The organism is Rhodococcus jostii RHA1, from assembly GCF_000014565.1.
In the GTDB taxonomy this organism is placed as follows: domain Bacteria; phylum Actinomycetota; class Actinomycetes; order Mycobacteriales; family Mycobacteriaceae; genus Rhodococcus_F; species Rhodococcus_F jostii_A.
Map to the genome: position 1 here is coordinate 6,497,349 of NC_008268.1, position 22,551 is coordinate 6,519,899.

A 22,551-nucleotide genomic window follows, 5' to 3' on the forward strand; every position below is an offset into this window, starting at 1 on the left:
GATCGAGGCACTGTCCGGGGAACGCCCCTGTTCCTGTGATCGAGTCGCGAACCGAGGTGCTTATGGCCCTGGAAGATTCGTCGTCGGCCTTCGCCGACCCGTCCCGGGAGGGCGCGGCCTCACCGGAGCACGACCTCGAAGGCCACCTCATCGAGGCCCGGTCCGAGGACTTCTTCCACGCCAGAGAACTGCAAGTGGACAACGAGTGGTTCAAGACCGCGGTGTTCTACGAGGTGCTGGTCCGCGCGTTCTTCGATTCCTCCGGCGACGGAACGGGCGATCTCCAGGGGCTGACGTCCAAACTCGACTACCTGTCCTGGCTCGGGGTCGACTGCCTGTGGCTGCCGCCGTTCTACGATTCGCCGCTACGCGACGGCGGTTACGACATCCGCGACTTCCGCGCCGTGCTCCCGGAGTTCGGGACGGTCGAGGATTTCGTCCAGCTCTTCGATCAGGCGCACCGCCGCGGGATCAGAGTCATCACGGACCTGGTCATGAACCACACGTCCGACACGCACGCGTGGTTCCAGGAGTCGCGCACCGACCCCGATGGCCCGTACGGCGACTTCTACGTGTGGTCGGACCGTGACGAAGGGTATCCGGACGCGCGCATCATCTTCGTTGACACCGAGACGTCTAATTGGACGTGGGATCCGGTGCGCAAGCAGTACTACTGGCATCGGTTCTTCTCCCATCAGCCGGACCTGAACTACGACAATCCCGACGTCCAGGACGCGATGATCGACGTGCTGCGATTCTGGCTGGACCTCGGAATCGATGGCTTCCGGCTGGACGCCGTGCCCTACCTGTTCGAGCGGGAGGGCACCAACTGCGAGAACCTGCCCGAGACGCATGCGTTTCTCAAGAAATGCAGGGCCGTCATGGACGCCGAGTACCCGGGGCGGGCGCTTCTCGCCGAAGCCAACCAGTGGCCGTCGGACGTCGTGGAGTACTTCGGGGAGCCGGACGTGGGCGATGAGTGCCACATGGCGTTCCACTTCCCGTTGATGCCCCGCATCTTCATGGCCGTGCGCCGGCAGAACCGGTTTCCGATCTCCGAGATCCTCGCGCAGACCCCGCCGATTCCGAGTTCGTGCCAATGGGGAATCTTCCTCCGGAACCACGACGAGCTGACCCTCGAAATGGTGTCGGACGAGGAGCGTGACTACATGTATTCCGAGTACGCGCAGGATCCGCGGATGAAGGCGAACATCGGCATCCGGCGACGTCTCGCGCCGTTGCTCGAGAACGACCGCAACCAGCTCGAGCTGTTCACCGCGCTGCTGCTGAGTCTGCCGGGTTCGCCCGTTCTCTACTACGGGGACGAGATCGGCATGGGCGACAACATCTGGCTCGGCGATCGGGACTCGGTGCGGACTCCCATGCAGTGGACGCCCGACCGCAACGCCGGATTCTCCCGTGCCGACCCAGCCCGGATGTACTTGCCGGTCATCATGGATCCCACGTACGGCTACCAGTCGGTGAACGTCGAGGCGCAGATGAACTCGACCAACTCGTTGCTGCACTGGACCCGGCGCCTGATCCAGGTTCGCAAACAGCATCCGGCGTTCGGAACGGCGTCGTTCACCGAACTCGGCAGTGCGAACCCGGCCGTCCTGTCGTATGTGCGGGAGACGCCGCCGAGCCAGGACCGCCCGTACAGCGACGTCATCCTGTGCGTCAACAACCTGTCCAGGTTCCCGCAGGCGGTGATCCTGGACCTCACCCAGTTCGCCGGCCGAATCCCCGTGGAGCTCACCGGTTCCGTTCCCTTCCCCTCGATCGGGGACGGCGGGTACATGATCACACTCCCCGGTCACGGATTCTTCTGGTTTGCGCTGCAACCGGATCCGAAGTCCGACGGCGCGGTGAGCGGACACCCGGTCAGCAGCGAAGCGGAACAGGCGGTGCAGCAGTGAACGAACCCACCAGTGAACGCATTCCCGACGAGACCCTCGAGCGGCAACTCGTCCGGTGGTTGCCGGACCGGCGGTGGTTCGCCGCGAAGGGCACCACCATCGCGGCGGTGCGGATCCTGCTGCGCCACGAACTGACGACGGCGTTCGGGTTCTCCGCCGAGCATCTCCTGGTGTCGGTGGAGTTCGAGGCAGGACCGCCGCAGGTGTACCAGATACCTCTGGGTTTTCGCAGTCATCTGCCGGAGGACCTCGAGCCGTGGGCGCTGCCGGACGGCGACGGGAACATCATGATCGCGTACGACGGCCTGCACGATGCCGAGATCATCACCTTGTACGCCGACCTGCTGTCGGAGGCCGAGGGATCGGGGCCGGTGCAGTTGAAGACGGTGCCGGGCACGGTGATCGAACCGGGGCTCCGCGGGCGGACACTGGGTGCGGAGCAGTCGAACACGTCGGTGGTGCTGGGGGAGAAGCTCCTGATGAAGATCTTCCGGCTGGTCACGCCGGGCGTGAACCCGGACGTAGAACTCCACCTCGCGCTCGCCGAAGCGGGCAGTGAATACGTGGCGACGCTGCGGGCGTGGATGGAGACGGACGTGGCCGGGATTCTGACCACCCTCGCGATGGTCCAGGATTTCGAGGCCAACTCGGCGGACGGGTGGAGCATGGCGCTCGGCAGCGTCCGCGACCTCCTGATCGAAGCGGATCTCCACGCCGCGGAGTTGGGGACGGACTTCGCCGGTGAGTCCTATCGGATGGGCGCTGCGGTCGCCGAGGTGCACGCCACCCTGGCGCGTGCGCTCGGTGCGGAGGAACGACAGGTGGCGTCGACGACCGTGGAGGCGATGACGCGCAGGCTGGACGCCGCCACCTCGATCGTTCCCGAACTGGGGGAGGTGGCGGCGGCGGTGCGGGGCAAGTTCGCCGAGGCGGAAGCTCTGGGCGCCACCACCGTCCAGCGGATTCACGGCGACCTCCACCTCGGTCAGGTGCTGCGGACACCGGAGCGGTGGCTGCTCATCGACTTCGAGGGGGAGCCCGCCAAGACGCTCGACGAGCGCCGGGAACGGGATAGCCCGTTGCGGGATGTGGCGGGAATGCTGCGGTCCTTCGACTACGCCGCTCACCACCTACTGGCAGATTCGGTGCCGATGGGAGCGATGGGGGCGGCGTCGCAGCGGGACTTCCGCGCGAGGGAGTGGGCGCAGCGCAACGCCGACGCCTTCTGTGAGGGCTACGCCTCCGTGTCGGGCACCGACCCACGCGAGGCGGCGGCGTTGCTCCGAGCCTACGAACTCGACAAGGCGGTGTACGAGACCGTGTACGAGGCGAGGAACCGCCCCAATTGGATCGGCCTGCCCCTCTCCGCCATTCGCAGACTCACCTCAGCACCTCGGTGAGCGTCGGGGACGACACCGTGCCCGTGTCGAACTGAGTGCGGTACAGCTCCTCGTATCGGCCGCCCGCGGCGAGCAGCTCGGAGTGGGTGCCGCGTTCGACGATGCGCCCGGCCTCGACCACGAGGATCAGATCGGCCGCGCGGACGGTCGACAACCGGTGCGCGATCACCACCGCGGTCCGCCCGGCGAGGGCCTCGCCCAAGGCCTCCTGGACGGCGGCCTCGGACGTGGAGTCGAGGTGCGCCGTCGCCTCGTCGAGGATGACCACCCGCGGATGTGCGAGTAGCAGGCGCGCGATGGTCAGCCGCTGGCGTTCGCCCCCCGACAGCCGGTAGCCGCGTTCGCCGACCACCGTGTCGAGGCCGTCGGGCAGGGCCGCGACGAGGTCGGTGAGCCGCGCCCGTTCCAGCACCTCCGCGAGTTCGGCCGGCGTGGCACACGGCCGGGCGAGCAAGAGGTTGGCCCGCACGGTGTCGTGGAAGAGGTGCCCGTCCTGAGTCACCATGCCGACGGTGGCCCGCACGGAGTCGGCGGTCAGGTCGCGCACGTCCACCCCGCCGAGTTTCACCGAGCCCGCGTCCGCGTCGTAGAGCCGGGGAACCAGTTGGGCGATGGTGGACTTGCCGGCTCCGGACGATCCCACCAGGGCGACCATCTGCCCGGGTTCGGCACGGAACGACAGCCGGTGCAGCACGTCGACGCCGCCGCGGGTGTCGAGGGTCGCGACCTCCTCGAGCGATGCCAGCGACACCTTGTCGGCCGAGGGATACGCGAATTCCACGGAGTCGAACTCGACGGATACCGGGCCGTCGGGCACCGCGACCGCGTCGGGCTTCTCGGCGATCAGCGGCTTCAGGTCGAGGACCTCGAAGACGCGCTCGAAGCTCACCAGCGCGCTCATCACATCCATCCGTGCGCTGGCCAGCGCGGTGAGGGGTGAGTACAACCGGGTCAGCAGCATCGCCATCGCGACGACTGCTCCCGCGTCGAGTTGTCCGCGCAGTGCGTAGAACCCGCCCAGCCCGTAGACGAGCGCCAGCGCGAGAGCGGACACGAGAGTGAGCGCGGTGACGAACACCGACTGCAGCATCGCGGTGCGGACACCGATGTTCCGCACCCGCCTGGCCCGGACCGCGAACTCGGCGGACTCCTCCGACGGGCGGCCGAACAGCTTCACGAGTGTGGCACCCGGCGCCGAGAACCGCTCCGTCATCTGAGTGCTCATCACCGAATTGTGGTTGGCCGCCTCACGATTGAGTTGAGCCAGCCGCGCGCCCATCCTGCGGGCGGGCAGGACGAAGATCGGCAACAGCAGCAGTGCGCACAGCGTGATCTGCCAGGAGATCCCGATCATCACGATGAGCGTGATGCCGAGCGTGACGAGGTTGGACACCACGCCCGACAGCGTGTCGCTGAACGCGCGTTGCGCACCGATCACGTCGTTGTTGAGGCGGCTGACCAGCGCGCCGGTGCGAGTGCGGGTGAAGAAGGCGATCGGCATCCGCTGCACGTGGTCGAACACGGCGGTCCGCAGGTCGAGGATCAGGTTCTCGCCGATGCTCGCGGACAGCCACCGCGTCCACAGGGCGAGGGCGGATTCGAGTACGGCGATGACCGCGATGAGTGCCGCGAGGCGTACGACGACGGACACCGCGTCGCCGCCGACGATGGCGTTGACGACCCGGCCCGCGAGCACCGGGGTGGCCACCGCCAGCGCGGCCGTGACGACGCTGAGCAGCAGGTACCACCCGAGGCTGCGGCGGTGTGGCAGGGCGAACCGGGCTATCCGCCGCAACGTCGTGCGGGAGAAGGGTCGACGATCCTCTTGGGCGTGCATCGCGTTGTACATCGCGTTCCACGCCGTGACTTCCATGCTCATGCCAGCGGCCTCCTGTCGCTATCCCCCCACGGTAGAGCCGGGGTATGACACGACGGTAGAACCTCAACGTTACTCGAGGTCAAGCGGCGAGCGCGGAAGCGCTACTTCGCGACGTCCACGACCACCCGCGTCGGGTCGGACAGAGTCGACACCGTGAAGGGGCGGCCCGGTTGCGTCACGCCGATGAACGACTGCGTGACGCCTTCGAACACGAGCGCGCCGTTGACCTCCGTCACCGTGCCGCCGGGAACACCGGGGACCGGGTTGGGGCCCGAGTATCCCTCCACATCACTGTCGAACGGGTACGCCGAGCCGTCGATCTGCACCTGCAGGATGCCGTTGCCCGACACCGGAATCGTCCTGCCGCTGCCGTCCTGCACCGCCTCGTCCACATACGCGACCCGCCAGCCCGGTGTGCCCTTGCCGCCGAGTTCGTACACCACGCGGTCGAATCCGTCGTGCTCGCCGACGCGGACGTCGGTGACCGTGAGCTTCGCGGACTCGGACGCCGCGGACGATTTCGGCGACGCGTCGGTCGGGATCGGCGCCGACTCGGATTCGAGGGCGCTGCTGGTGGTGGCGGCCGCGGCCGGTGACGTCGCCGCCACACTGCTGGGGGAGTTCGACTCCGAGCATCCGGTGAGCGTCAGGGCCAGGGCGCAGGCGGCGAACGCGGCGAAGGGACCGATCCGGTGGTTGATCATGATCCGATCGTAAGCCGGGGCCGATCAGAGAAGGGGGAGACCCTGGCGTGGCGTCGCGATCGCGTCCAGGTACAGCCAATTGCCGTCCTCACGGACGAATCGGCTGTTCTCGTGCAGCGATTCGCGGTGGCCGTCCAGTACGTAGTGCGCGCGGAACTCGACGGTTCCGGTGGTGTCGAGCAGTCCGCCGCCGCTCGTGGCCAGGATGTCGAGGCGGGTCCAGCGCTGCTCCGGATCGAGGTCCAGGGTCCCGGGCCGGGTGCTCGGATGCCATGTCGCGAGCAGGTAGTCGGCATCCAGGACGGCGAACGCGCTGAACCGTGATCGCATGAGACGCTCGGCGGTGGGCGCCGTCGCCTCGCCGCGGTGATACCTCCCGCAGCACTCGTCGTACGGTTCACCGAGCAGGCAGGGGCATCGAACGGTCACGATCCCAGTATGGACGGCGGTCACACGAGCTTGTGCGTGCGGTCCTTCCAGTACGGCGCGCGCAGTTCCCGCTTGAGGATCTTGCCGGTGGGGTTGCGGGGGAGCAGGTCGACGACGTCGACCGTCGTCGGGCACTTGAACTTCGCCAGACGCTGGCGGGTGTAATGGATCAGCTCGTCCGGTTCGATGGTCGTCCCGGTCACCGGTACGACGACGGCCTTGACCGTCTCACCCCAGTGGTCGTCGGGCACGCCGATCACCGCCACCTCCGCCACCGCCGGGTGTTCGACGAGCACCCGTTCGATCTCGGGCGAGTACACGTTCTCACCGCCGGTGATGATCATGTCCTTCAGGCGGTCCTCGATGAACACGAAACCGTCGGCGTCCGCCCGTCCCATGTCGCCGCTGCGCAACCACCCGTCGGCGGTGATGGCCTCCGCCGTCGCCTCGGGCTTGCCGAGATAGCCGGGTGTGCGTTGTTCGGAACGCCACCACAGTTCCCCCGTCTCGCCGGGAGCGACGTCCTCGGTGGTGGCCGGGTCCACGATGCGCATCTCCACCCCGGGAATGGGCTGTCCCGCCGACGCCATCCTCTCCTCCTGTGCCGCGTCGCGATGCACCTCGGGCAGCAGAGCGGTGACGACACCCGCGCACTCGGTCATTCCGTAGACCTGGACGAACTCCGCCTCGGGCCAGGCGGCGAGCGCGCTGCGCAGCAACGGCAGCGGCATCGGCGCCGCGCCGTACGTGATGCGGTGCAGCGCACCGAACGCGGCCACGGCCTGCTCGCCGGCGGCGAGCACTCCGGCTATCACCGGCGGCACCAGGAACGCGATGTTCGCACCCGCAGCGAGCGCGCCGAACAGGGACGGGGCGTCGGCCTCCCGGGTGAAGTGGCACCGGGCGCCGGCGTGCACGCCCATGATGGCGTAGCAACTTCCGCCGACGTGGAACAGCGGCATGGCGACGAGGAGGCAGTCGTCGTGCCGCGCGGGCAGGATCTCGAGCACCGCGGTGCTGTGGGCGATCAGGTTGCGGTGGGTCAGCTGAACGCCCTTCGGCCTGCCGGTGGTTCCCGAGCTGTACAGGATCAGCGCGGTGGCATCCGCTCCCACCTCCGGCCTCGACGACAGCACCGGCGCCTCGGCAAGCCACGGCTCGAACTCGTCGTGCTCCCCGCCGACGGTGATGATCTGCTCGATACCGGTCAACCGGTCGCGCAGTGCCATGACCTGTTGGAGGAACTCGTTGCCCACGAACAGGATCCGCGCCCCGGAATCGTTGATCACGTAGTCGAGTTCCTCACCGGCCATCCGCCAGTTGGGAACCGCGGCGGCCGCGCCGAGGAGCGACGCGGCGTAGGTGACCTCGAGGCAGGACAGATGGTTCTTGTCGACGAACGCGACCGTGTCGCCGGCCCCGATTCCGCCCTCCGCCAAGGCTCCCGCGATGTGCAGGATCCGGTCGTGCCACCCGGACCACGTGTATTCGGTGCCCTGGAACTGCACGGCGACGTCGTCCGGTCGGACCTGCGCCCAGTGCGCGAGTCGGTCGAAGATGATCTCGTTGTCGGCGTCCGACATGCGCCCACCTCTCGTCTGTGACGTCAGTCACATCAGGCTAGTAGCCGGTGATTCGATCAGTGACGTTTTGCCTCACGCGGCCGAACTGCTTCGGCTCTGTGCGTCCGCGCGTCGCAGCGCGGCGGTGCCGAGGGCGCCGACCACGATCAGGGTGATGCCCAGCCAGTCGGGGTCGTTGTCCGTGACGAGCATCGCGATACCCACGCCGACCACGAACGGCGGCAGGAAGTCGAACAGTTTGACGAGGGGTGGTGCCACTTCTTCCGGTTCCCCTGGCTCCCGCGGCGCCTGCGCGCTCGCCACGTCCGGATAGCACTCGGTGAAGGACAGCGCGAACAGCAACGCCCCGATCGGGATGATCCAGCCCGTCCAGAAATTGTCCGGCTGGTCGAGGACCAGGTCGCCGTACAGTCCAGCCGCCGCCGACACCGTGAAGGACAGTGCCCACACCAGCGTGATGAGCTGGTTGACCTTGAGGAACAGCGGCGAGGTCCAATACTCCTCGGGTGTGGTCTCTTTCGCGTACGGCAGGGTGAACGGATTGCGCAGTAGCAGCGACCCGAACGCGAAGGCGACCAGCGCCAGGCTCGACATCTCGCCCGACCACTTCTCCAGCCAGGTGATCAGGTCGTCGGACGCGAACAGTCCGATCGCGGCGAGGCACCCGAAGTAGAGGATGTCGAACACTTCGAGAGGTTTGAGGGTTCCGCCGCGGCGGTGGCTGAGGAACAGGAACAGAATCGACAACCCGAGAGCGGTGGCGACCGATTCCTCGAACCGCCCGGGGCCGGACAGCAGCGACATCACGATCCACGGCGCCAGGCCGGCGAACGGTGATTGCAGGAAAGCGTCGAGGAACCGCGATCCGGCCCGGGGTTTGGGGGATTCGATGGCCATGAGGCTCTCCTTCGCACCGGCGATACCGGAATTCTCCCAGGTCGGTACTTCCGTTGTGGGCGTTTCCGCGGGGGTCTCCGTGTCGGAGATCACGGCCGCGGCGACCGAAGATCAGGGTGGTCCCTGATGGCGGGCCGCAGCGGGTGTCGACAAGATGGAGGAGTGCGCCGCGCGTGCACCGTCCCGGCCCGTCACCACGGGGCCGGACCGCACAAGAGAAATACGAAAGGCGATCATGAGCACGCATGCCCCCGCTGTCGCTGCCCGTGCTGTCGAGCTGTCCAAGACGTACGGCACCGGCGACACCCAGGTCCACGCGCTCAGCGCGGTATCCGCGGAGTTCGCCCGTGGTGAGTTCACCGCGATCATGGGACCGTCCGGTTCCGGTAAGTCGACGCTGATGCACTGCCTGGCCGGTCTCGATGCAGCCAGTTCGGGTTCCGTCCTCATCGGCGACACCGAGTTGACGACCCTGACGGACAAGCAGATGACGCAGCTGCGACGTGACCGGATCGGCTTCGTGTTCCAGGCGTTCAACCTGGTGCCGACGCTGACGGCACTGGAGAACATCACCCTTCCGCTGGACATCGCGGGCCGCAAGCCGGACGCCGCATGGCTCGAGAACGTGCTCACCAAGCTCGGACTGCAGGACCGTCTCGAGCACCGCCCCGGCGAGTTGTCCGGCGGTCAGCAACAGCGCGTCGCGTGCGCGCGCGCCCTGGCCGGGCAGCCGGAGATCATCTTCGGTGACGAGCCCACCGGCAACCTCGACTCCAAGTCCTCGGGTGAGGTGCTGTCGATCCTGCGGGCCGCGGTGGACGAGTTCCATCAGACCGTCGTCATCGTCACGCACGATCCCCGCGCGGCGGCCTACGCCGACCGGGTGGTCTTCCTCGCCGACGGCAAGATCGTCGACGAACTGCGTGACCCGACGGCCGATTCGGTCCTCGACACCATGAAGCGACTCGACGAGCCCGCTCACGCCCTCGCGTCCGACGCGGCGGTCTGACCGCATGGCGTCCACATCCAGCGCCCCGATGCGCAAGGTGTCGCTGCGCAACCTGGCGGCACACAAGGTCCGGCTGGCACTGACGGTGCTGTCCGTGGTGCTCGGCACCGCGTTCGTCGCCGGCTCCTTCGTCTTCACCGACACACTCCAGAAGACGTTCGACTCGATCTTCGAGAACACCGCGCAAGGGGTCGACGTGCGGGTGTCGAGCGAGGAGCGCAACTCCAGCGGAGTGCCCCTCGCCGACCTCGACACCATCACCGCGCTGGACGGAGTGCGCGCGGTGGCACCTGCCGTCAGCGGGCAAATCGTCCTCATTGATTCCGACGGTGCCGCCGTCCAGACGGGTGGTGCGCCGAGCATCGGCGAGTCCTATCTGCCGCCGGGCCGGGCGCTCGGTGAACCCGACGAGTACGTTCAGGGCGGCCCGCCCGCTCAGGTCGGCCAGATGGCCGTCAACGCCAGTGCCGCAGAACGCGCGCAACTGGCGGTCGGCGACACCGCCAAGGTTCTCGTGCCCGCTCGCGGCATGGTCGACGTCACCGTCTCCGGCATCTACGACACCGGCAACGAGACCGGTGGATTCATCGGCGCGACGTTCGTCGACTCGCAGGCCCGCGAACTGTTCACCGACGGCAAGCACGTCGAGTACATCGACGTCGCCGGAACGGGTGTGTCCCAGACCGAACTGCGCGACGAGATCGCCGCGGCCCTTCCCGACGCGAAGGTCCAGACCGGCGACGAGGTGCGCGAGGAGACCAAGGCGCAGGTGACGGAGGCGCTGAGCTTCATCAACTACTTCCTCCTCGCATTCGGTGCGATCGCTCTGCTCGTCGGCACGTTCATCATCTACAACACGTTCTCGATGATCGTGGCCCAGCGCCTGCGCGAACTGGCGCTGCTCCGCGCGATCGGTGCCAGCCGCAAGCAGGTGGGCCGTTCCGTGGTCTTCGAGGCCCTCGTGGTCGGCGTGATCGGCAGCGCGATCGGGATCGCCGCCGGCGTCGGCCTGGCCTACGGTCTGCGCGGACTGCTGAACGCGTTCGACGTCGGTCTGCCCGAAGGTCCCCTGCAAGTGGGGCCGCGCACGATTCTCATCGCCCTCGTGGTCGGGGTGCTCGTGACAACCGTCAGCGCGTACGCACCCGCCCGGCGCGCGTCCAAGGTCCCGCCGGTCGCGGCGATGCGGGAGGAATTCGCGTCCACCGGCGACTCACTGCACGTGCGCACCATCGCCGGTGCAGTCCTCGGTGTCCTCGGCGTCGTGGGACTCGTCATCGGTTCGCGGGGCACGGGTGGTGGCGCGGCCGCCGTCGTCGGTGCCGGCGCGCTCGGTCTGATCCTCGCCGTGCTGTTCGCCGCCCCGGCGTTGTCCCGCCCGATCGTCGGAGCTCTCGGCGCGGTGCTGGCCAAGCCGTTCGGTCCGGTCGGGCGCCTGGCCCGCACCAACGCCGTGCGGAATCCGCGCCGCACGGCGGCCACCGCCTTCGCGCTGACGCTGGGTCTGATGCTCGTGTCCGTCATCGGCGTGTTCGGCGCGTCCGCGAAGGCCAGCGTCAACCAGCTCGTCGACTCGGGGGTGTCCGCCGACTACGTGCTCACCGGCCCCAACCAGATCGGTGTGCCCAGCGGCGCGGCGAGAGCCGTGCGGAACCTCGACGACGTCCAGAGCGCCGCCGCCCTGCATCCGGTGTCCGTGAAGGTCGACGACGAGCAGGAGCAGGGCGCGTCGCTGGACGGCCCGCTCGAGGGCGTCCTCGACTACGAGCTCGTCGAGGGTGGCGCCGATCTGACGGGCAACCACCTCGTCGTGTCCCAGACGACGGCCGCGCAGAAGGGCTGGACGCTGGGGACGACCGTCCCGATGACGAGCGCCGACGGGAAGGTCGTCGACGCCGAGGTGACAGGCGTCTTCGAAGACAACCAGCTGGTCGGCGACTGGCTCGTCTCGGACGACGTGTACCGCCAGGTGATGCCGGCCGCGACCATTCCCGATCTGGCTGTCCTCATCGACGGGAAACCGGGTGCGGATCTGACGCAGCTGCGAGCCGACCTCGAATCCGCGACCAAGCAGTTCGTCGTGGTTCAGGTGCAGGACCGGGAACAGTTCAAGGGAACACAGGGGCAGCAGATCGACACTCTCCTCGCCATCCTGTACGGACTGCTCGCACTCGCCGTCGTGATCGCGATCCTCGGCATCATCAACACGCTCGCGCTGTCGGTGGTCGAGCGCAGGCGGGAGATCGGCATGCTCCGCGCGGTCGGAATGCAGCGGTCGCAGATGCGTCGCACGATCTACCTGGAGTCGATGCTCATCGCGGTGTTCGGTGCGGCCGTCGGCGTGCTGCTCGGCATCGCATTCGGGTGGGGTTTCGTGAGCACCCTGAAGGACCAGGGTCTCGACCAGGTGACGGTGCCGTGGGGGCAGGTGATCGCGATGCTCCTCGGATCCGGTGTGGTCGGTGTGCTCGCAGCGCTGTGGCCGGCGAGCCGCGCCGCCCGCACCCGGCCCCTCGAGGCCATCGCCGACCTCTGACCCGTGAGTACTTATTAACCGCGGGCGGTTAATAAGTACTCACGGGCGCGGAGCGCGTTTGATATGACTTGTACACACACGCGATGGTGATCATGCCCGTCGCAGGGGCAGATTGGGCGGGTACGGGGACAGTGCAGAGAATTGTGATCGTCGGAGCGGGCCTGGCAGGTCTGCGCACCGCCGAGGAGCTCCGGCGGGCCGGATACGAGGGTGACCTGGTGCTTCTCGGCGGTGAACCGCACCTTCCGTACGACCGTCCGCCGCTGTCGAAGGAAGTGATGCGCGGGGAGAAGAGCGACACCACGCTCAAGCCGCGTGAGTTCTTCGACGAGAAGAACATCCAGTTGCGTCTGGGCGTCGAGGCGGTCGCGGTGGGCAGCGGATCCCGCATCCTGAGACTCGCCGACGGTACCGAACTCGGCTACGACGAACTGGTGATCGCCACCGGCCTCGTGCCGCGGCGGATACCCGGTCTCCCGGACCTCGCGGGCGTCCACGTTCTCCGTTCCATCGACGAGAGTCTGGCGTTGCGCGCGGACCTCGCGGAGGGCAAGCGCGCACTGATCGTCGGGGCGGGGTTCATCGGCTGCGAGCTGGCGGCGAGCATGCGGGCGGGTGGTCTCGACGTGGTGCTGGTGGAGCCGCAGCCGACGCCGCTCGCGTCCGTGCTCGGCGAGAAGATCGGCGGACTCGTCGCCCGGCTGCACACCGGCGAGGGGGTCGATCTGCGGGCCGGTGTCGGGCTCACGTCGCTGGTGGGCACCGACCGGGTCACCGGAGCCGTCCTCGGCGACGGAACCGAGGTGGACGTCGACGTCGTGGCGATCGGAGTCGGCTCGGTGCCGGTCACCGCGTGGCTCGACGGCTCCGGCGTCGAACTGGACAACGGTGTGGTGTGCGACGGCGTCGGACGCACGGCGGTCCCGCACGTGTGGGCGGTCGGCGACGTGGCCGCGTGGCAGCTGCGGGTGGGCGGTCGAAAACGCGTCGAACACTGGAGCAATGCCGGTGAGCAGGCCAAGATCCTCGCCGGGGCGTTGACCGGGGCCGGCGACGAGAACGCCGCCGCTCAGGTCCCGTACTTCTGGAGCGACCAGTACGACATCAAGATCCAGGCCCTGGGCACGGTGGCGGCCACCGACGAGGTGCACGTGATCAAGGACGACGGCCGCAAGTTCCTCGCCTACTACGAGCGGGACGGCATCCTGGCCGGTGTCGTCGGCGGTGGAATGGCGGGCGGCGTCATGAAGATGCGGGGCAAGATCGCGGCGGGAACGCCGATCGGCGAGGTCCTCGAGGCCGCGTCGGCGTAGGCGGCCGGGCGGGGGCGCGATAGATTCTCCGAGTGATTGTTGCGCTCATCGACTCGGGTCTCGGCATGCTGCCGACGTCGGCGTGGCTGCGCAAGTTGCGACCCGACCTGGATCTGATCCTCGCTCTGGATCCGGACGGGGCTCCGTGGGGTCCCAAACCGGAACAGTGGGTGATCGACCGCGTTCTCGCGACCGCGCAGCGCTGCCTCGACCGCGGAGCCGAGGTGATCGTGCTGCCGTGCAACACGGCGAGTGTCACCGCACTCGACCACGTCCGGGAGTTCGTCGGACCGGCAGTTCCGGTCGTCGGCACGGTTCCTGCGATCAAACCGGCGGCTGCCGCGTGTGAGTCGGTGGCCGTCTGGGCGACCGCGGCGACGACGGCGAGCCGGTATCAGGCGGATCTGATCGAGAAGTTCGGGAACGGCAGTTCCGTCGTGGGTGTCGCGTGCCACGGCCTCGCCGAGGCGATCGACCGCGGCGAGCGGGACGCGGCCACCGCTGCCATCGCCTCGGCCGTGGAGCGCACACCCGACGATGTGGGCGGGGTGGTGCTGGGCTGCACCCACTATCCGTTGATGGCCGACGAGATCGCGGCGCAGCTCCCCGCCGGGGTTCGGCTGTTCGACAGCGCCGAGGCGGTGGCGACGCAGACCCTCCGCCGCATCGATGCGTTGAACCGTCCGAGCGCGGGGGAGGGCACCGTCGAGGTCTTCCTCAGCGGGAGGCCCGGGCGTCTGCCCGCGAGCGCCGAGGCGTTCCCCGCCGGTCAGCTGTTGTCGGCGGGGCGTTCTCAGCCGAGCTGAACCATCCCGGCCGCCACGACGCGTGCGACGTTGTCGAGTTCCTCGCCGTGCCGTCGCGGCAGGTCGTCGAGGTCGTGGAGGCGGTCGCTGCCGGCCACGGAGAACATCGCGGCCACCCACGCCGTCGCGCAGGCCCGGAGCGTTCCGGGTTGCACGGGGTAGGGCGAACTGGCCTGCAGGAGACGCTCGGTGATGTCGCTGAGGTAGTCGCGGAACCGTCGCAGGTGCGCACGGACGTCCGGGTGGGTCTCGGCCTCGCGCCAGATGATCACGCGCATCACCGACGAGTGGTGGTCGCGCAGATTCAGCGCGTTGTCGAGGTTGACGAGGCTGGCGGCGGGGTCACCCGGAGTCACCAGGGGGCCCACGTCGCCGAAGGGTTCGGTCGGCAGTCTTTCGGACAGCAGCGCCAGAAGGATGTCGGTCTTGGAGGGGAAGTAGTAGAACACCAGTCCTTTCGGGACGTGCGCGGCAGAGGCGATCGATGCGGTGGACGTGGCATCGAATCCGTGTACGGCGAAGAGGGATTCGGCAGCGTCGAGAATCAGTTCCCGGGCGTCGCCGTCGATCTTCGCGCTGCGCCGCCGCCGGCCTTTCCGCGGTTGGGGGCCACCGGGCTTACCGAGATGGGGTGTTGGCATGGGCCTTTCCGGACGTGAACGGCGAGGCACAGGCCGTAAGCCTGTGCCCCGCCCCAATCGATGTTCTCGGTGCTGTGGTTCACGGATCAGTGATGAGTCGCCAGCCCTCCGTGTCCGTGCATCCGGGAACTCATCATCGGCAATCCGGTGACAGCCACGACGACTGCCAGGACACCGACGACCCATGCGGTCCACGACGCGCCTGTGAATGCGTCGAAGTTCATCACCCACGGGGAGAGGAACAACAGCACTCCGAAGACGGCCATCGCGTACTCGGCCACAGTCATCTCCGGGCGGCTCATATGGACGAGACCGGAGAGGGCCACGAGTACACCGAGCACGATGAGTGACCACATCGCGGCGTTGTTGGTGTCGAGCCACAACGGCGAGAGCGCCGCGAAAACTCCGATCACGATCGCCACCACATCTTGCATACGACTCCACGATCTCATGTCCAGCCTCCTCGAAAATGGATTGTGTCCACCTCGAGTACACGCCTGATTGACCGACCGATCAATACCTGGCTCGTTGCAGTCGGATAACGCGAACTGCAGGTCAGAGTATGTTTCGTGATCTTCGACCGCACTGTCACGGCGACTGTCGGTCACCTGTGGGACAGTGCGTTCGTGACTTCCACCGCGGACGACGTGAAGCGCGCACTCGACGAGTTGTCGGACGCGGCCGACGCCGTCAATCTGGCACGGTTCTTCAAGACCGGTCCGGGGGAATACGGAGAGGGCGACGTCTTCATCGGCGTGCGGGTTCCCGGGACGCGCAGCGTGGTCCGTGCTCACGCCGATCTGGACCTTCCGGAGGTGACGGTGCTTCTCGACAGCCCGGTGCATGAGCATCGACTGGCGGGGCTGCTGGTGCTCGCGACGCAGTTCGACCGGGCGGCGAAGGCCGGCGACGACGCCCTGCGCGAGAAGATCGCGTCCTTCTACCTCGACCTGGTGCTGCGGGGACGGGTGAACAACTGGGATCTGGTGGATTCGTCCGCCGACCGGATCCTGGGCGCGTGGCTGTACGACCGGCCGCGGGACCCGGTGTTCGCGCTGGCCGCGGACGACGACCTCTGGCGGCGCCGCGTGGCGCTGCTCAGTACGTTCGGTTTCATCCGCCGGGGTGACGCTTCCACGACAATCGAGGTCGCGGAGTCCGTCCTGGGTGATCGCCGCGACCTCACGCAGAAGGCGACGGGCTGGATGCTGCGCGAGGTCGGTAAGCGGGTCGACCGCGACCTGCTCACCGGGTTCCTCGACCGGCACGCTGCGGCGATGGGTCGCACCGCGCTGACGTACGCGTGTGAGCATCTGACCGCCGAGGAGCGCGCGGGCTACCGCGCGATGAGGTGACCGGATACCCGCTACATTCGGGTGGCATGACTGCTCCCGCGCCCACTCGCCGCCGCCGACGTGCCGGGCTGATCGTCGCCGCCGTCGTTGCGGTGCTGGTCGTCGTGGCGGGAGGCGTGTTGTGGCTGGCGCCGGACCGCTACCTGCCCTGGGACACCGCGGAATTCCCGGCCGTCGACACGACCGCGTTGTCGCCGCAGCAGGCACGGATCGTCGGGCTGCTCGAGGCCGAACACGACAGGCAGCGGCCGGGCACGTTCTACTCCGAAGGGGTCGAAGAGCCCTGGTGTGCGGACTTCGTCAGCTGGATCATGCGGGAAGCCGGCCGGCCACTGTCGAATCCGAATTCCGGGCACTGGCGGATTCCCGGGGTCTACACGTTGCAGGAGTACTACGAGTCGCAGTCGCGGTTCGAAGAGGTCGGTGGCGGATACCGCCCGACCGTCGGGGACGTGGTGCTCTACGACAACAGCAGCTGGGTCGGCCAGCACACCAATGTCGTCGTCGCCGTCGACGGGGACACCGCTACGACGGTCGGCGGCAACGAGTTCGGCCGTATCCGCGTCCACACCGTGGACTGGTCGAGCGACTCCGCCGTCGTCGGCTTCGGCCGGCTCGGGTGAGCGGCGTCAGAATTCGATCTTGAGGTAATCGGTGACCGGACGGGCTTGGCAACCCAGGATGTAGCCGCTCTCGATGTCCTCGGGGTCGAGGATTTCGCTGTTCTCCATCTCGACCTTGCCCTCGAGCACGGTGCACGCACAGGATCCGCACTCGCCCTCCTGGCAGGAGTAGGGGACGTCGATTCCCTTGGCCAGCATGATGTCGACGAGGGTCTGCTTGCGGGGCCAGCTGAGGTTGTGGATCGCGCCGTCGAGTTCCACTTCCACGGTGGCGGCGTCGGCGGCCTCGTCCTCGGTGACCTCCACGACGTCGGCGTCACGGAACGGGTCGCCGGCCAGCGAGTTGAACACTTCGGCGTGCACCTGGCTGCGGGGCATCCCGGCGTCGGCGAGGGCCTTGTGGATGGTGTCCATGAACGGCGCCGGTCCGCACATGAACGCTTCGTGCCCGAGGTAGGGCGCGACGGCGGAGGCGAGCTGATCGACGCCGGGCAGTCCCTGAACCGTCTCGAGCCAGTGGATGGACACGAGCCGTGACGGGTACCGGCTCGCGAGTGTGCGGAGTTCCTCGGCGAAGATGACCGACTTCTCGTCGCGGTTGGCGTAGAAGAGCACGACCTTGCCGGACCCCTCGGTGAGGGCGGACTTGAGGATCGAGATCACCGGGGTGATGCCGCTGCCTGCCGCGAACAGCAGGAAGTCGTGGTCCAGCGACTTGGGGGTGAACACTCCCGACGGGGGGAGGACCTCGATGGTGTCGCCGACGGCGACGTTGTCGCAGAGCCAGTTGGACCCGTAGCCCTCGGCGGTCCGCTTGACGGTCACCTTGGGCGCGTCGTCGGTGAACGGTGAGCTGGCCAGCGAGTAGCACCGGGCGACCGATCCCGTGCGGTCGCTGGGGATGCGCAGGGTGAGGAACTGGCCCGGTTTGTAGGCGAACTTGTCGGCGAGGTCTGCAGGGACGTCGAAGACCAGTGACAGGGAGTCGGGGGTTTCCTCGACCACGCCCGACACGGTGAGCACCACCGATCGTGAGCTGTGTGGCACCTCGACAGTCGTCATCGTGTGTGCAGTCCTTCCGTACTCCGCAGCGCCGAAACGCTCGCTTGCCTGCTCCAAATATAGAACAGGTTCTAGTTTTTGCCTAGCGGGTGGACTCCGCATGAAGGGGACAGCCTATCGAGTGCCGCCCTCTCCGGCTCGGCCCGGCCGTACCTGCCCGTTCGGGCAGTTTGTGCGCCGCGGTCGGACGGTTCGGCCCCGCAGGCCTGTAACCGGGGCCCGAACTAGGTCACAGTGGGTTCCAGGTGAGACGCCGATCACATCGAGTGCGTCCCCTTCCACAACGCTTCAGATCCGACATCGACTAATCGAGGAGACGGCCATGGCCATCGAGCTCAACCAGATCTGGGACTTCCCCATCAAGGAATTCCACCCGTTCCCGCGGGCACTGATGGGAGTGGGCGCCCACGACATCATCGGCGTCGAGGCGAAGAACCTCGGATTCAAGAGGACCCTGCTCATGACCACGGGCCTGCGCGGCTCGGGCATCATCGAGGAACTGGTCGGCAAGATCGAGTACCAGGGCGTCGAGGTCGTGCTCTACGACAAGGTCGAGTCCAATCCCAAGGACTACAACGTCATGGAGGCGGCAGCGCTCTACCAGAAGGAGAAGTGCGACTCGATCATCTCCGTCGGCGGCGGCTCGAGCCACGACGCCGCCAAGGGCGCCCGTGTGGTGGTCGCGCACGACGGCCGCAACATCAACGAGTTCGAGGGATTCGCGAAGTCCACCAACAAGGAGAACCCGCCCCACATCGCCGTATCCACCACGGCCGGTACGGGTTCGGAGACGTCATGGGCGTACGTCATCACCGACACGTCGGACATGAACAACCCGCACAAGTGGGTGGGATTCGACGAGGCGACCATCGTGACCCTCGCGATCGACGACCCGCTGCTGTACTACACCTGCCCCCAGCACTTCACGGCGTACTGCGGATTCGACGTCCTCGCGCACGGCAGTGAGCCGTACGTGTCGCGTCTCGACTTCGCGCCGTCGCTCGGCAATGCGTTGTATTCGGTGGAACTCGTCGCGAAGAACCTGCGCGAGGCCGTGTTCGAGCCGCGCAACCTGAAGGCCCGCGAGGGAATGATGAACGCGCAGTACATCGCCGGCCAGGCATTCAACTCCGGCGGTCTCGGCATCGTGCACTCCATCTCGCACGCGGTCAGCGCGTTCTTCGACAGCCACCACGGTCTGAACAACGCGATCGCCCTGCCCCGCGTCTGGGAGTACAACCTGCCGTCGCGGTACGAGCGCTACGCCCAGCTGGCCGGGGCGCTGGGGGTCGACACCCGCAACCTCACCACGGTGCAGGCCGCGGACGCTGCGGTCGAGGCGGCCATCCGCCTGGCGAAGGACGTCGGCATTCCGGACAACTTCGGTCAGGTGCGCACCGACTCGTACGACAAGAACCAGATGAACACCAAGAAGTACGAGGGTCGCGGTGACACCATCCGGGGCGACGAGAAGACCGTGCGGGCCATCTCCGAGCACATCCAGGGCGACTGGTGCACGCCGGGCAACCCGCGCGAGGTGACGGTCGAGTCGATGCTCCCCGTGGTCGATCACGCGATCAACAGCGCGTACTGACCGCCTCACCGAAACTCGCGTCCGGGGCGGGAGCCACACCCCAGCCCGGCCCCGCCCCGGATGCGTTCCCACCACCACACCGCTGACGAAGGACGGACGCCCCGATCATGACTGCACCGCACACAGCCCCCGAACCGGAGGACATCCGCTTCGCCGACGGCGCGGAACTGAAGGAGGCGTTGCGCGAGGTCGACTACATCGCCGACGACGAGTTCGCGGTGGTCGTCCACCTGGCGACCGCCCTCGAACGTCCGCTGCTGCTGGAGGGGCCGGCCGGCGTCGGCAAGACGGAGCTGGCGAAGTCGCTGGCCGAGGCGTCGGGGCGCAAGCTCGTGCGGCTGCAGTGCTACGAAGGTCTCGACGACAACCGGGCCCTGTACGAGTGGGACTACGCGAAACAGCTTCTGCACGTGCAGATGTTGCGCGACCGCATCGGCGAGAAGATGGCCGCGTTCGACGACGTCGCCGAGGCGTCGCAGTTCCTGGCCGCGCAGGATTTCGGGTTGTATTCGGAGAAGTTCCTGTCGGTCCGTCCTCTGCTCGAGGCGATCCTGTCACCGGAACCGGTGGTGCTGCTCGTCGACGAGGTGGACCGCACCGAGGAGTCGATGGAGGCGCTGCTCCTCGAAGTTCTCGCGGAGGGGCAGGTCACCATCCCAGAAGTGGGGACGTTCACCGCGCGGTCGGCGCCGTGGGTGATCCTGACGTCCAACGACACTCGCGAACTGTCACCCGCACTCAAGCGTCGGTGCCTGCACTACCACCTCGGCTACCCGACACCACAGCGTGAGCGGGACATCGTGACGGCCAAGGCCCCCGAGGTCGAGGAGGCCGTCGCGGCGGACGTGGTGGATCTGGCTCGCACGTTGCGGCAGTTGCCGCTCCGCAAGAGTCCGTCCATCGCGGAGGTCATCGACGCGGCCCGTGCGGCGGTGGTCCTGAAGTCGACCGGAGTGGCCGTGAGTTCGCAGGCCGCGGTCCGCGACATCCTGCTCACCGCCCTGCTCAAATACACCAGCGACGTCGAACTGGTCCGCACCCGGCTCTCCGGCGAACGGCCGTTCCCGGCGGACGACGGCGAGACCGCTCCGGCCGGGCCGGTGGAGCGGGTGACGGTCGCATCGCGGCCGGCCAACACCACCACCGCGGTGTTCCGCGGGCACGGCGGTCGCGACCGCGGCGGCATCGGCGCGGGTCGGCAGGGCAGGCGCTGACGATGCTCCACCCGCAGCCCGACCCTTCCCGGTCCCTTCCCGCGCAACTCCTCGACGTGCTCGCGGCGTCCTTCGGAAAGGTGTTGCGCCGCTACGGTGTCGCCGCGTCCCCGGCCGAGGTCATCGAGGTTCGCCGGGTGTTCGGCCTGATCGGCGGCCGGGACCTGCCCATGCTGAGGGCGTCGCTGCGTGCGGTGTGCGCGAAGTACACGTACGAGCAAGCGGGTTTCGACCGCGCCTTCGACGTGTTCTTCGCATCGGTCGCCGACGCGGCACCCGACGACGTGCGTGCACCGTCCCGGACCGAGTTCGCGGAGGGCCTGCCCACCGCGCTGGAGGTCGCGGACAACGCGGAGACGGTGCGATACGCCGAATACAACGAGCGCGCCGCAGAGGTGGGCGACCACTTCGACACCCCCGAGGCGCAGAAGGGGTTCAACCCCCACAAGGACGACGACGATGTCAGCATGACGTCGAGCGACGCGGATCTGTCCGTCGATTCGGAAGCCGAATCCGGACGACGCGGTGTCACCTACACGGTGGAGGTCGAGCGGGCGGCGAGCACCGCCGTCGGGGACCTGGCGTCGGCGACGAGCGGTGCCGTCGTCGGATCGTTGTCCTGGGACGATCCGGAGTCGATCCTCGCGTGGCTCGACGCCTACGACCCGAGCACGGTCTACGCCGATTCCGATGGGGCCGAACCACTCACCGCGGCCCAGTTGAACCGGCTGGCGGAGGCGGTCGAGGCCTTCGTCGGCGCGCTGGCGGACGCCCGGGACCTGACCGGCGGACCCGAAAAAGGACCGGAGACCACGAGCGGCGCGGTGGCGGCCACGACCCGCGCCGAAGTGAATCAGGCGTGCTACGAGGTGCTTCGGCGGATGCGCGGGCCGTCGCGCCCCCGGCCGCGCGAACTCGCGCGGGGCAGGCTCGACATGCGACGGACCGTGCGCGCGAGCCTGCGGACCGAGGGCATACCGTTCCACCTCATGGTGAAGGCGCCCCGCCCGGACCGGGTGCGGGTGCTGATCCTCGCGGACGTGTCGCTGTCGGTACGACCCGTCACCGCCTTCACACTCCGGCTGGCGCAGGCCATGCATCGCCGGGCGAGCCGCTGCCAGGTCCTGGCGTTCGTGGACCGGCCCGTCGACGTCACGGACACCCTCCTCGCCGGGACCGACGACGACGCGCTCGCGTCGGTGCTCGCCGACCCGCGCATCGACCTGGAGGCGAGCAGCGACTACGGCCGGGTGTTCGCCGACGTGCTGACCGAGTTCGGCACCGACGTGAACTCCCGCACCTCTGTGGTCGTCGTCGGCGACGGGCGGTGCAACGGCCTGCCGCCGGGTGTCGACGAATTCGCCGAACTGCGTCGCAAGGTCCACCGACTGGCCTGGATCACGCCGGAACCCGAGCGGTACTGGAACCAGGCGTCGTGCGCGATGCCGGACTACGCGGACATCTGCGACCGTGTCGTCGTCGCGCGGGATGCCGCCCAGCTGATGTCCCGCGCCGCCGAGCTGGGGCACGCGTTGCGGTGAGAACCCCGCTACCTACCCGATCGGGCAGGTACCGCACCTGTCCTTC

At 67.9% G+C, this 22,551-nt stretch carries 19 protein-coding genes; 11 read left to right on the forward strand and 8 right to left on the reverse strand.

What is annotated here, in order from left to right; genetic code table 11:
• Window positions 1-62 precede the first annotated feature (62 nt).
• On the forward strand, window positions 63-1,919 hold the full coding sequence (treS, locus tag RHA1_RS29525) for a maltose alpha-D-glucosyltransferase (RefSeq protein ID WP_009479279.1): 1,857 nt from the start codon (window positions 63-65) through the stop codon (window positions 1,917-1,919).
• Window positions 1,916-3,319 carry a maltokinase N-terminal cap-like domain-containing protein gene (locus RHA1_RS29530; RefSeq protein ID WP_009479280.1) on the forward strand — a complete coding sequence of 468 codons (1,404 nt, stop codon included), beginning with the start codon at window positions 1,916-1,918 and terminating at the stop codon, window positions 3,317-3,319. The genes treS and RHA1_RS29530 overlap by 4 nt, the downstream gene beginning before the upstream one ends.
• On the opposite strand, the gene RHA1_RS29535 is transcribed toward RHA1_RS29530, so the two are convergent.
• The 5 genes from RHA1_RS29535 to RHA1_RS29555 form a co-directional block, all read right to left on the reverse strand.
• Window positions 3,300-5,198: an ABC transporter ATP-binding protein gene (locus RHA1_RS29535; protein WP_011598087.1), complete on the reverse strand. Its 1,899-nt coding sequence runs from the start codon at window positions 5,196-5,198 to the stop codon at window positions 3,300-3,302. The two genes, RHA1_RS29530 and RHA1_RS29535, sit on opposite strands and share 20 nt — an antisense overlap.
• Window positions 5,199-5,299: 101 nt before the next feature.
• Window positions 5,300-5,902: an AMIN-like domain-containing (lipo)protein gene (locus tag RHA1_RS29540; RefSeq protein WP_011598088.1), complete on the reverse strand. Its 603-nt coding sequence runs from the start codon at window positions 5,900-5,902 to the stop codon at window positions 5,300-5,302.
• A gap of 24 nt (window positions 5,903-5,926) precedes the next feature.
• Window positions 5,927-6,355 (reverse strand): YchJ family protein, encoded by a 429-nt coding sequence (locus RHA1_RS29545; RefSeq protein ID WP_011598089.1) that lies wholly within the window; start codon window positions 6,353-6,355, stop codon window positions 5,927-5,929.
• On the reverse strand, window positions 6,352-7,914 hold the full coding sequence (locus RHA1_RS29550; protein WP_011598090.1) for a long-chain-fatty-acid--CoA ligase: 1,563 nt from the start codon (window positions 7,912-7,914) through the stop codon (window positions 6,352-6,354). The genes RHA1_RS29545 and RHA1_RS29550 overlap by 4 nt, the downstream gene beginning before the upstream one ends.
• Before the next feature lie 72 nt (window positions 7,915-7,986).
• Window positions 7,987-8,904: a DUF3159 domain-containing protein gene (locus RHA1_RS29555; RefSeq protein ID WP_011598091.1), complete on the reverse strand. Its 918-nt coding sequence runs from the start codon at window positions 8,902-8,904 to the stop codon at window positions 7,987-7,989.
• Between the two features lie 142 nt (window positions 8,905-9,046).
• Between RHA1_RS29555 and RHA1_RS29560 the strand changes: the two genes are divergently transcribed.
• The 4 genes from RHA1_RS29560 (at window position 9,047) to RHA1_RS29575 (ending at window position 14,475) form a co-directional block, all read left to right on the forward strand.
• Window positions 9,047-9,820 (forward strand): ABC transporter ATP-binding protein, encoded by a 774-nt coding sequence (locus tag RHA1_RS29560; RefSeq protein WP_005239421.1) that lies wholly within the window; start codon window positions 9,047-9,049, stop codon window positions 9,818-9,820.
• Between the two features lie 4 nt (window positions 9,821-9,824).
• A complete protein-coding gene (locus tag RHA1_RS29565) occupies window positions 9,825-12,356 on the forward strand; it encodes an ABC transporter permease (RefSeq protein ID WP_011598092.1) in 2,532 nt (843 codons plus the stop codon).
• An 83-nt stretch (window positions 12,357-12,439) separates the two neighbouring features.
• Window positions 12,440-13,669, forward strand: coding sequence for an NAD(P)/FAD-dependent oxidoreductase (locus RHA1_RS29570; RefSeq protein WP_193384940.1), 1,230 nt, complete (start codon window positions 12,440-12,442; stop codon window positions 13,667-13,669).
• A gap of 32 nt (window positions 13,670-13,701) precedes the next feature.
• Window positions 13,702-14,475: a glutamate racemase gene (locus tag RHA1_RS29575; protein ID WP_009479290.1), complete on the forward strand. Its 774-nt coding sequence runs from the start codon at window positions 13,702-13,704 to the stop codon at window positions 14,473-14,475.
• On the opposite strand, the gene RHA1_RS29580 is transcribed toward RHA1_RS29575, so the two are convergent.
• Both RHA1_RS29580 and RHA1_RS29585 read right to left on the reverse strand, forming a co-directional pair.
• Entirely contained in the window at window positions 14,463-15,116 is a 654-nt protein-coding gene (locus RHA1_RS29580) for a TetR/AcrR family transcriptional regulator (protein WP_011598094.1), read from the reverse strand. The genes RHA1_RS29575 and RHA1_RS29580 overlap by 13 nt on opposite strands.
• 86 nt (window positions 15,117-15,202) lie before the next feature.
• Complete coding sequence (locus RHA1_RS29585; protein WP_029539480.1) at window positions 15,203-15,568, reverse strand: SPW repeat domain-containing protein; 366 nt, start codon at window positions 15,566-15,568, stop codon at window positions 15,203-15,205.
• 174 nt (window positions 15,569-15,742) lie between these two features.
• Here RHA1_RS29585 and RHA1_RS29590 point away from each other — a divergent pair, with 174 nt between their 5' ends.
• Both RHA1_RS29590 and RHA1_RS29595 read left to right on the forward strand, forming a co-directional pair.
• Window positions 15,743-16,471, forward strand: a complete 729-nt coding sequence (locus RHA1_RS29590) for a DNA alkylation repair protein (RefSeq protein ID WP_011598096.1) — start codon at window positions 15,743-15,745, stop codon at window positions 16,469-16,471.
• Window positions 16,472-16,497: 26 nt separating this feature from the next.
• A complete protein-coding gene (locus RHA1_RS29595) occupies window positions 16,498-17,094 on the forward strand; it encodes a CHAP domain-containing protein (protein WP_011598097.1) in 597 nt (198 codons plus the stop codon).
• 6 nt (window positions 17,095-17,100) lie between these two features.
• Here RHA1_RS29595 and RHA1_RS29600 read toward each other — a convergent pair whose 3' ends face one another.
• Window positions 17,101-18,156, reverse strand: a complete 1,056-nt coding sequence (locus tag RHA1_RS29600) for a ferredoxin--NADP reductase (RefSeq protein WP_011598098.1) — start codon at window positions 18,154-18,156, stop codon at window positions 17,101-17,103.
• A 322-nt stretch (window positions 18,157-18,478) separates the two neighbouring features.
• On the opposite strand from RHA1_RS29600, the gene mdo reads away from it, so the two are divergent.
• The 3 genes from mdo (at window position 18,479) to madC (ending at window position 22,505) form a co-directional block, all read left to right on the forward strand.
• Window positions 18,479-19,750, forward strand: a complete 1,272-nt coding sequence (gene mdo / locus RHA1_RS29605) for an NDMA-dependent methanol dehydrogenase (protein ID WP_005239439.1) — start codon at window positions 18,479-18,481, stop codon at window positions 19,748-19,750.
• A gap of 107 nt (window positions 19,751-19,857) precedes the next feature.
• Complete coding sequence (locus RHA1_RS29610; RefSeq protein WP_009479296.1) at window positions 19,858-20,964, forward strand: MadB family AAA-type ATPase; 1,107 nt, start codon at window positions 19,858-19,860, stop codon at window positions 20,962-20,964.
• Window positions 20,965-20,966: 2 nt separating this feature from the next.
• Window positions 20,967-22,505: a MadC family VWA domain-containing protein gene (madC, locus tag RHA1_RS29615; protein WP_011598100.1), complete on the forward strand. Its 1,539-nt coding sequence runs from the start codon at window positions 20,967-20,969 to the stop codon at window positions 22,503-22,505.
• Window positions 22,506-22,551: the final 46 nt, after the last annotated feature.

Excerpts from the sequence above, each read along its gene's own strand:
- treS (WP_009479279.1), top strand. The coding sequence starts at position 63 with ATGGCCCTGGAAGATTCGTCGTCGGCCTTCGCCGACCCGTCCCGGGAG.
- RHA1_RS29535 (WP_011598087.1), bottom strand. The coding sequence starts at position 5,198 with ATGAGCATGGAAGTCACGGCGTGGAACGCGATGTACAACGCGATGCAC.
- RHA1_RS29540 (WP_011598088.1), bottom strand. The coding sequence starts at position 5,902 with ATGATCAACCACCGGATCGGTCCCTTCGCCGCGTTCGCCGCCTGCGCC.
- RHA1_RS29550 (WP_011598090.1), bottom strand. The coding sequence starts at position 7,914 with ATGTCGGACGCCGACAACGAGATCATCTTCGACCGACTCGCGCACTGG.
- RHA1_RS29560 (WP_005239421.1), top strand. The coding sequence starts at position 9,047 with ATGAGCACGCATGCCCCCGCTGTCGCTGCCCGTGCTGTCGAGCTGTCC.
- RHA1_RS29565 (WP_011598092.1), top strand. The coding sequence starts at position 9,825 with ATGGCGTCCACATCCAGCGCCCCGATGCGCAAGGTGTCGCTGCGCAAC.
- RHA1_RS29570 (WP_193384940.1), top strand. The coding sequence starts at position 12,440 with ATGGTGATCATGCCCGTCGCAGGGGCAGATTGGGCGGGTACGGGGACA.
- RHA1_RS29580 (WP_011598094.1), bottom strand. The coding sequence starts at position 15,116 with ATGCCAACACCCCATCTCGGTAAGCCCGGTGGCCCCCAACCGCGGAAA.
- RHA1_RS29585 (WP_029539480.1), bottom strand. The coding sequence starts at position 15,568 with ATGAGATCGTGGAGTCGTATGCAAGATGTGGTGGCGATCGTGATCGGA.
- RHA1_RS29595 (WP_011598097.1), top strand. The coding sequence starts at position 16,498 with ATGACTGCTCCCGCGCCCACTCGCCGCCGCCGACGTGCCGGGCTGATC.
- RHA1_RS29600 (WP_011598098.1), bottom strand. The coding sequence starts at position 18,156 with ATGACGACTGTCGAGGTGCCACACAGCTCACGATCGGTGGTGCTCACC.
- mdo (WP_005239439.1), top strand. The coding sequence starts at position 18,479 with ATGGCCATCGAGCTCAACCAGATCTGGGACTTCCCCATCAAGGAATTC.
- RHA1_RS29610 (WP_009479296.1), top strand. The coding sequence starts at position 19,858 with ATGACTGCACCGCACACAGCCCCCGAACCGGAGGACATCCGCTTCGCC.
- madC (WP_011598100.1), top strand. The coding sequence starts at position 20,967 with ATGCTCCACCCGCAGCCCGACCCTTCCCGGTCCCTTCCCGCGCAACTC.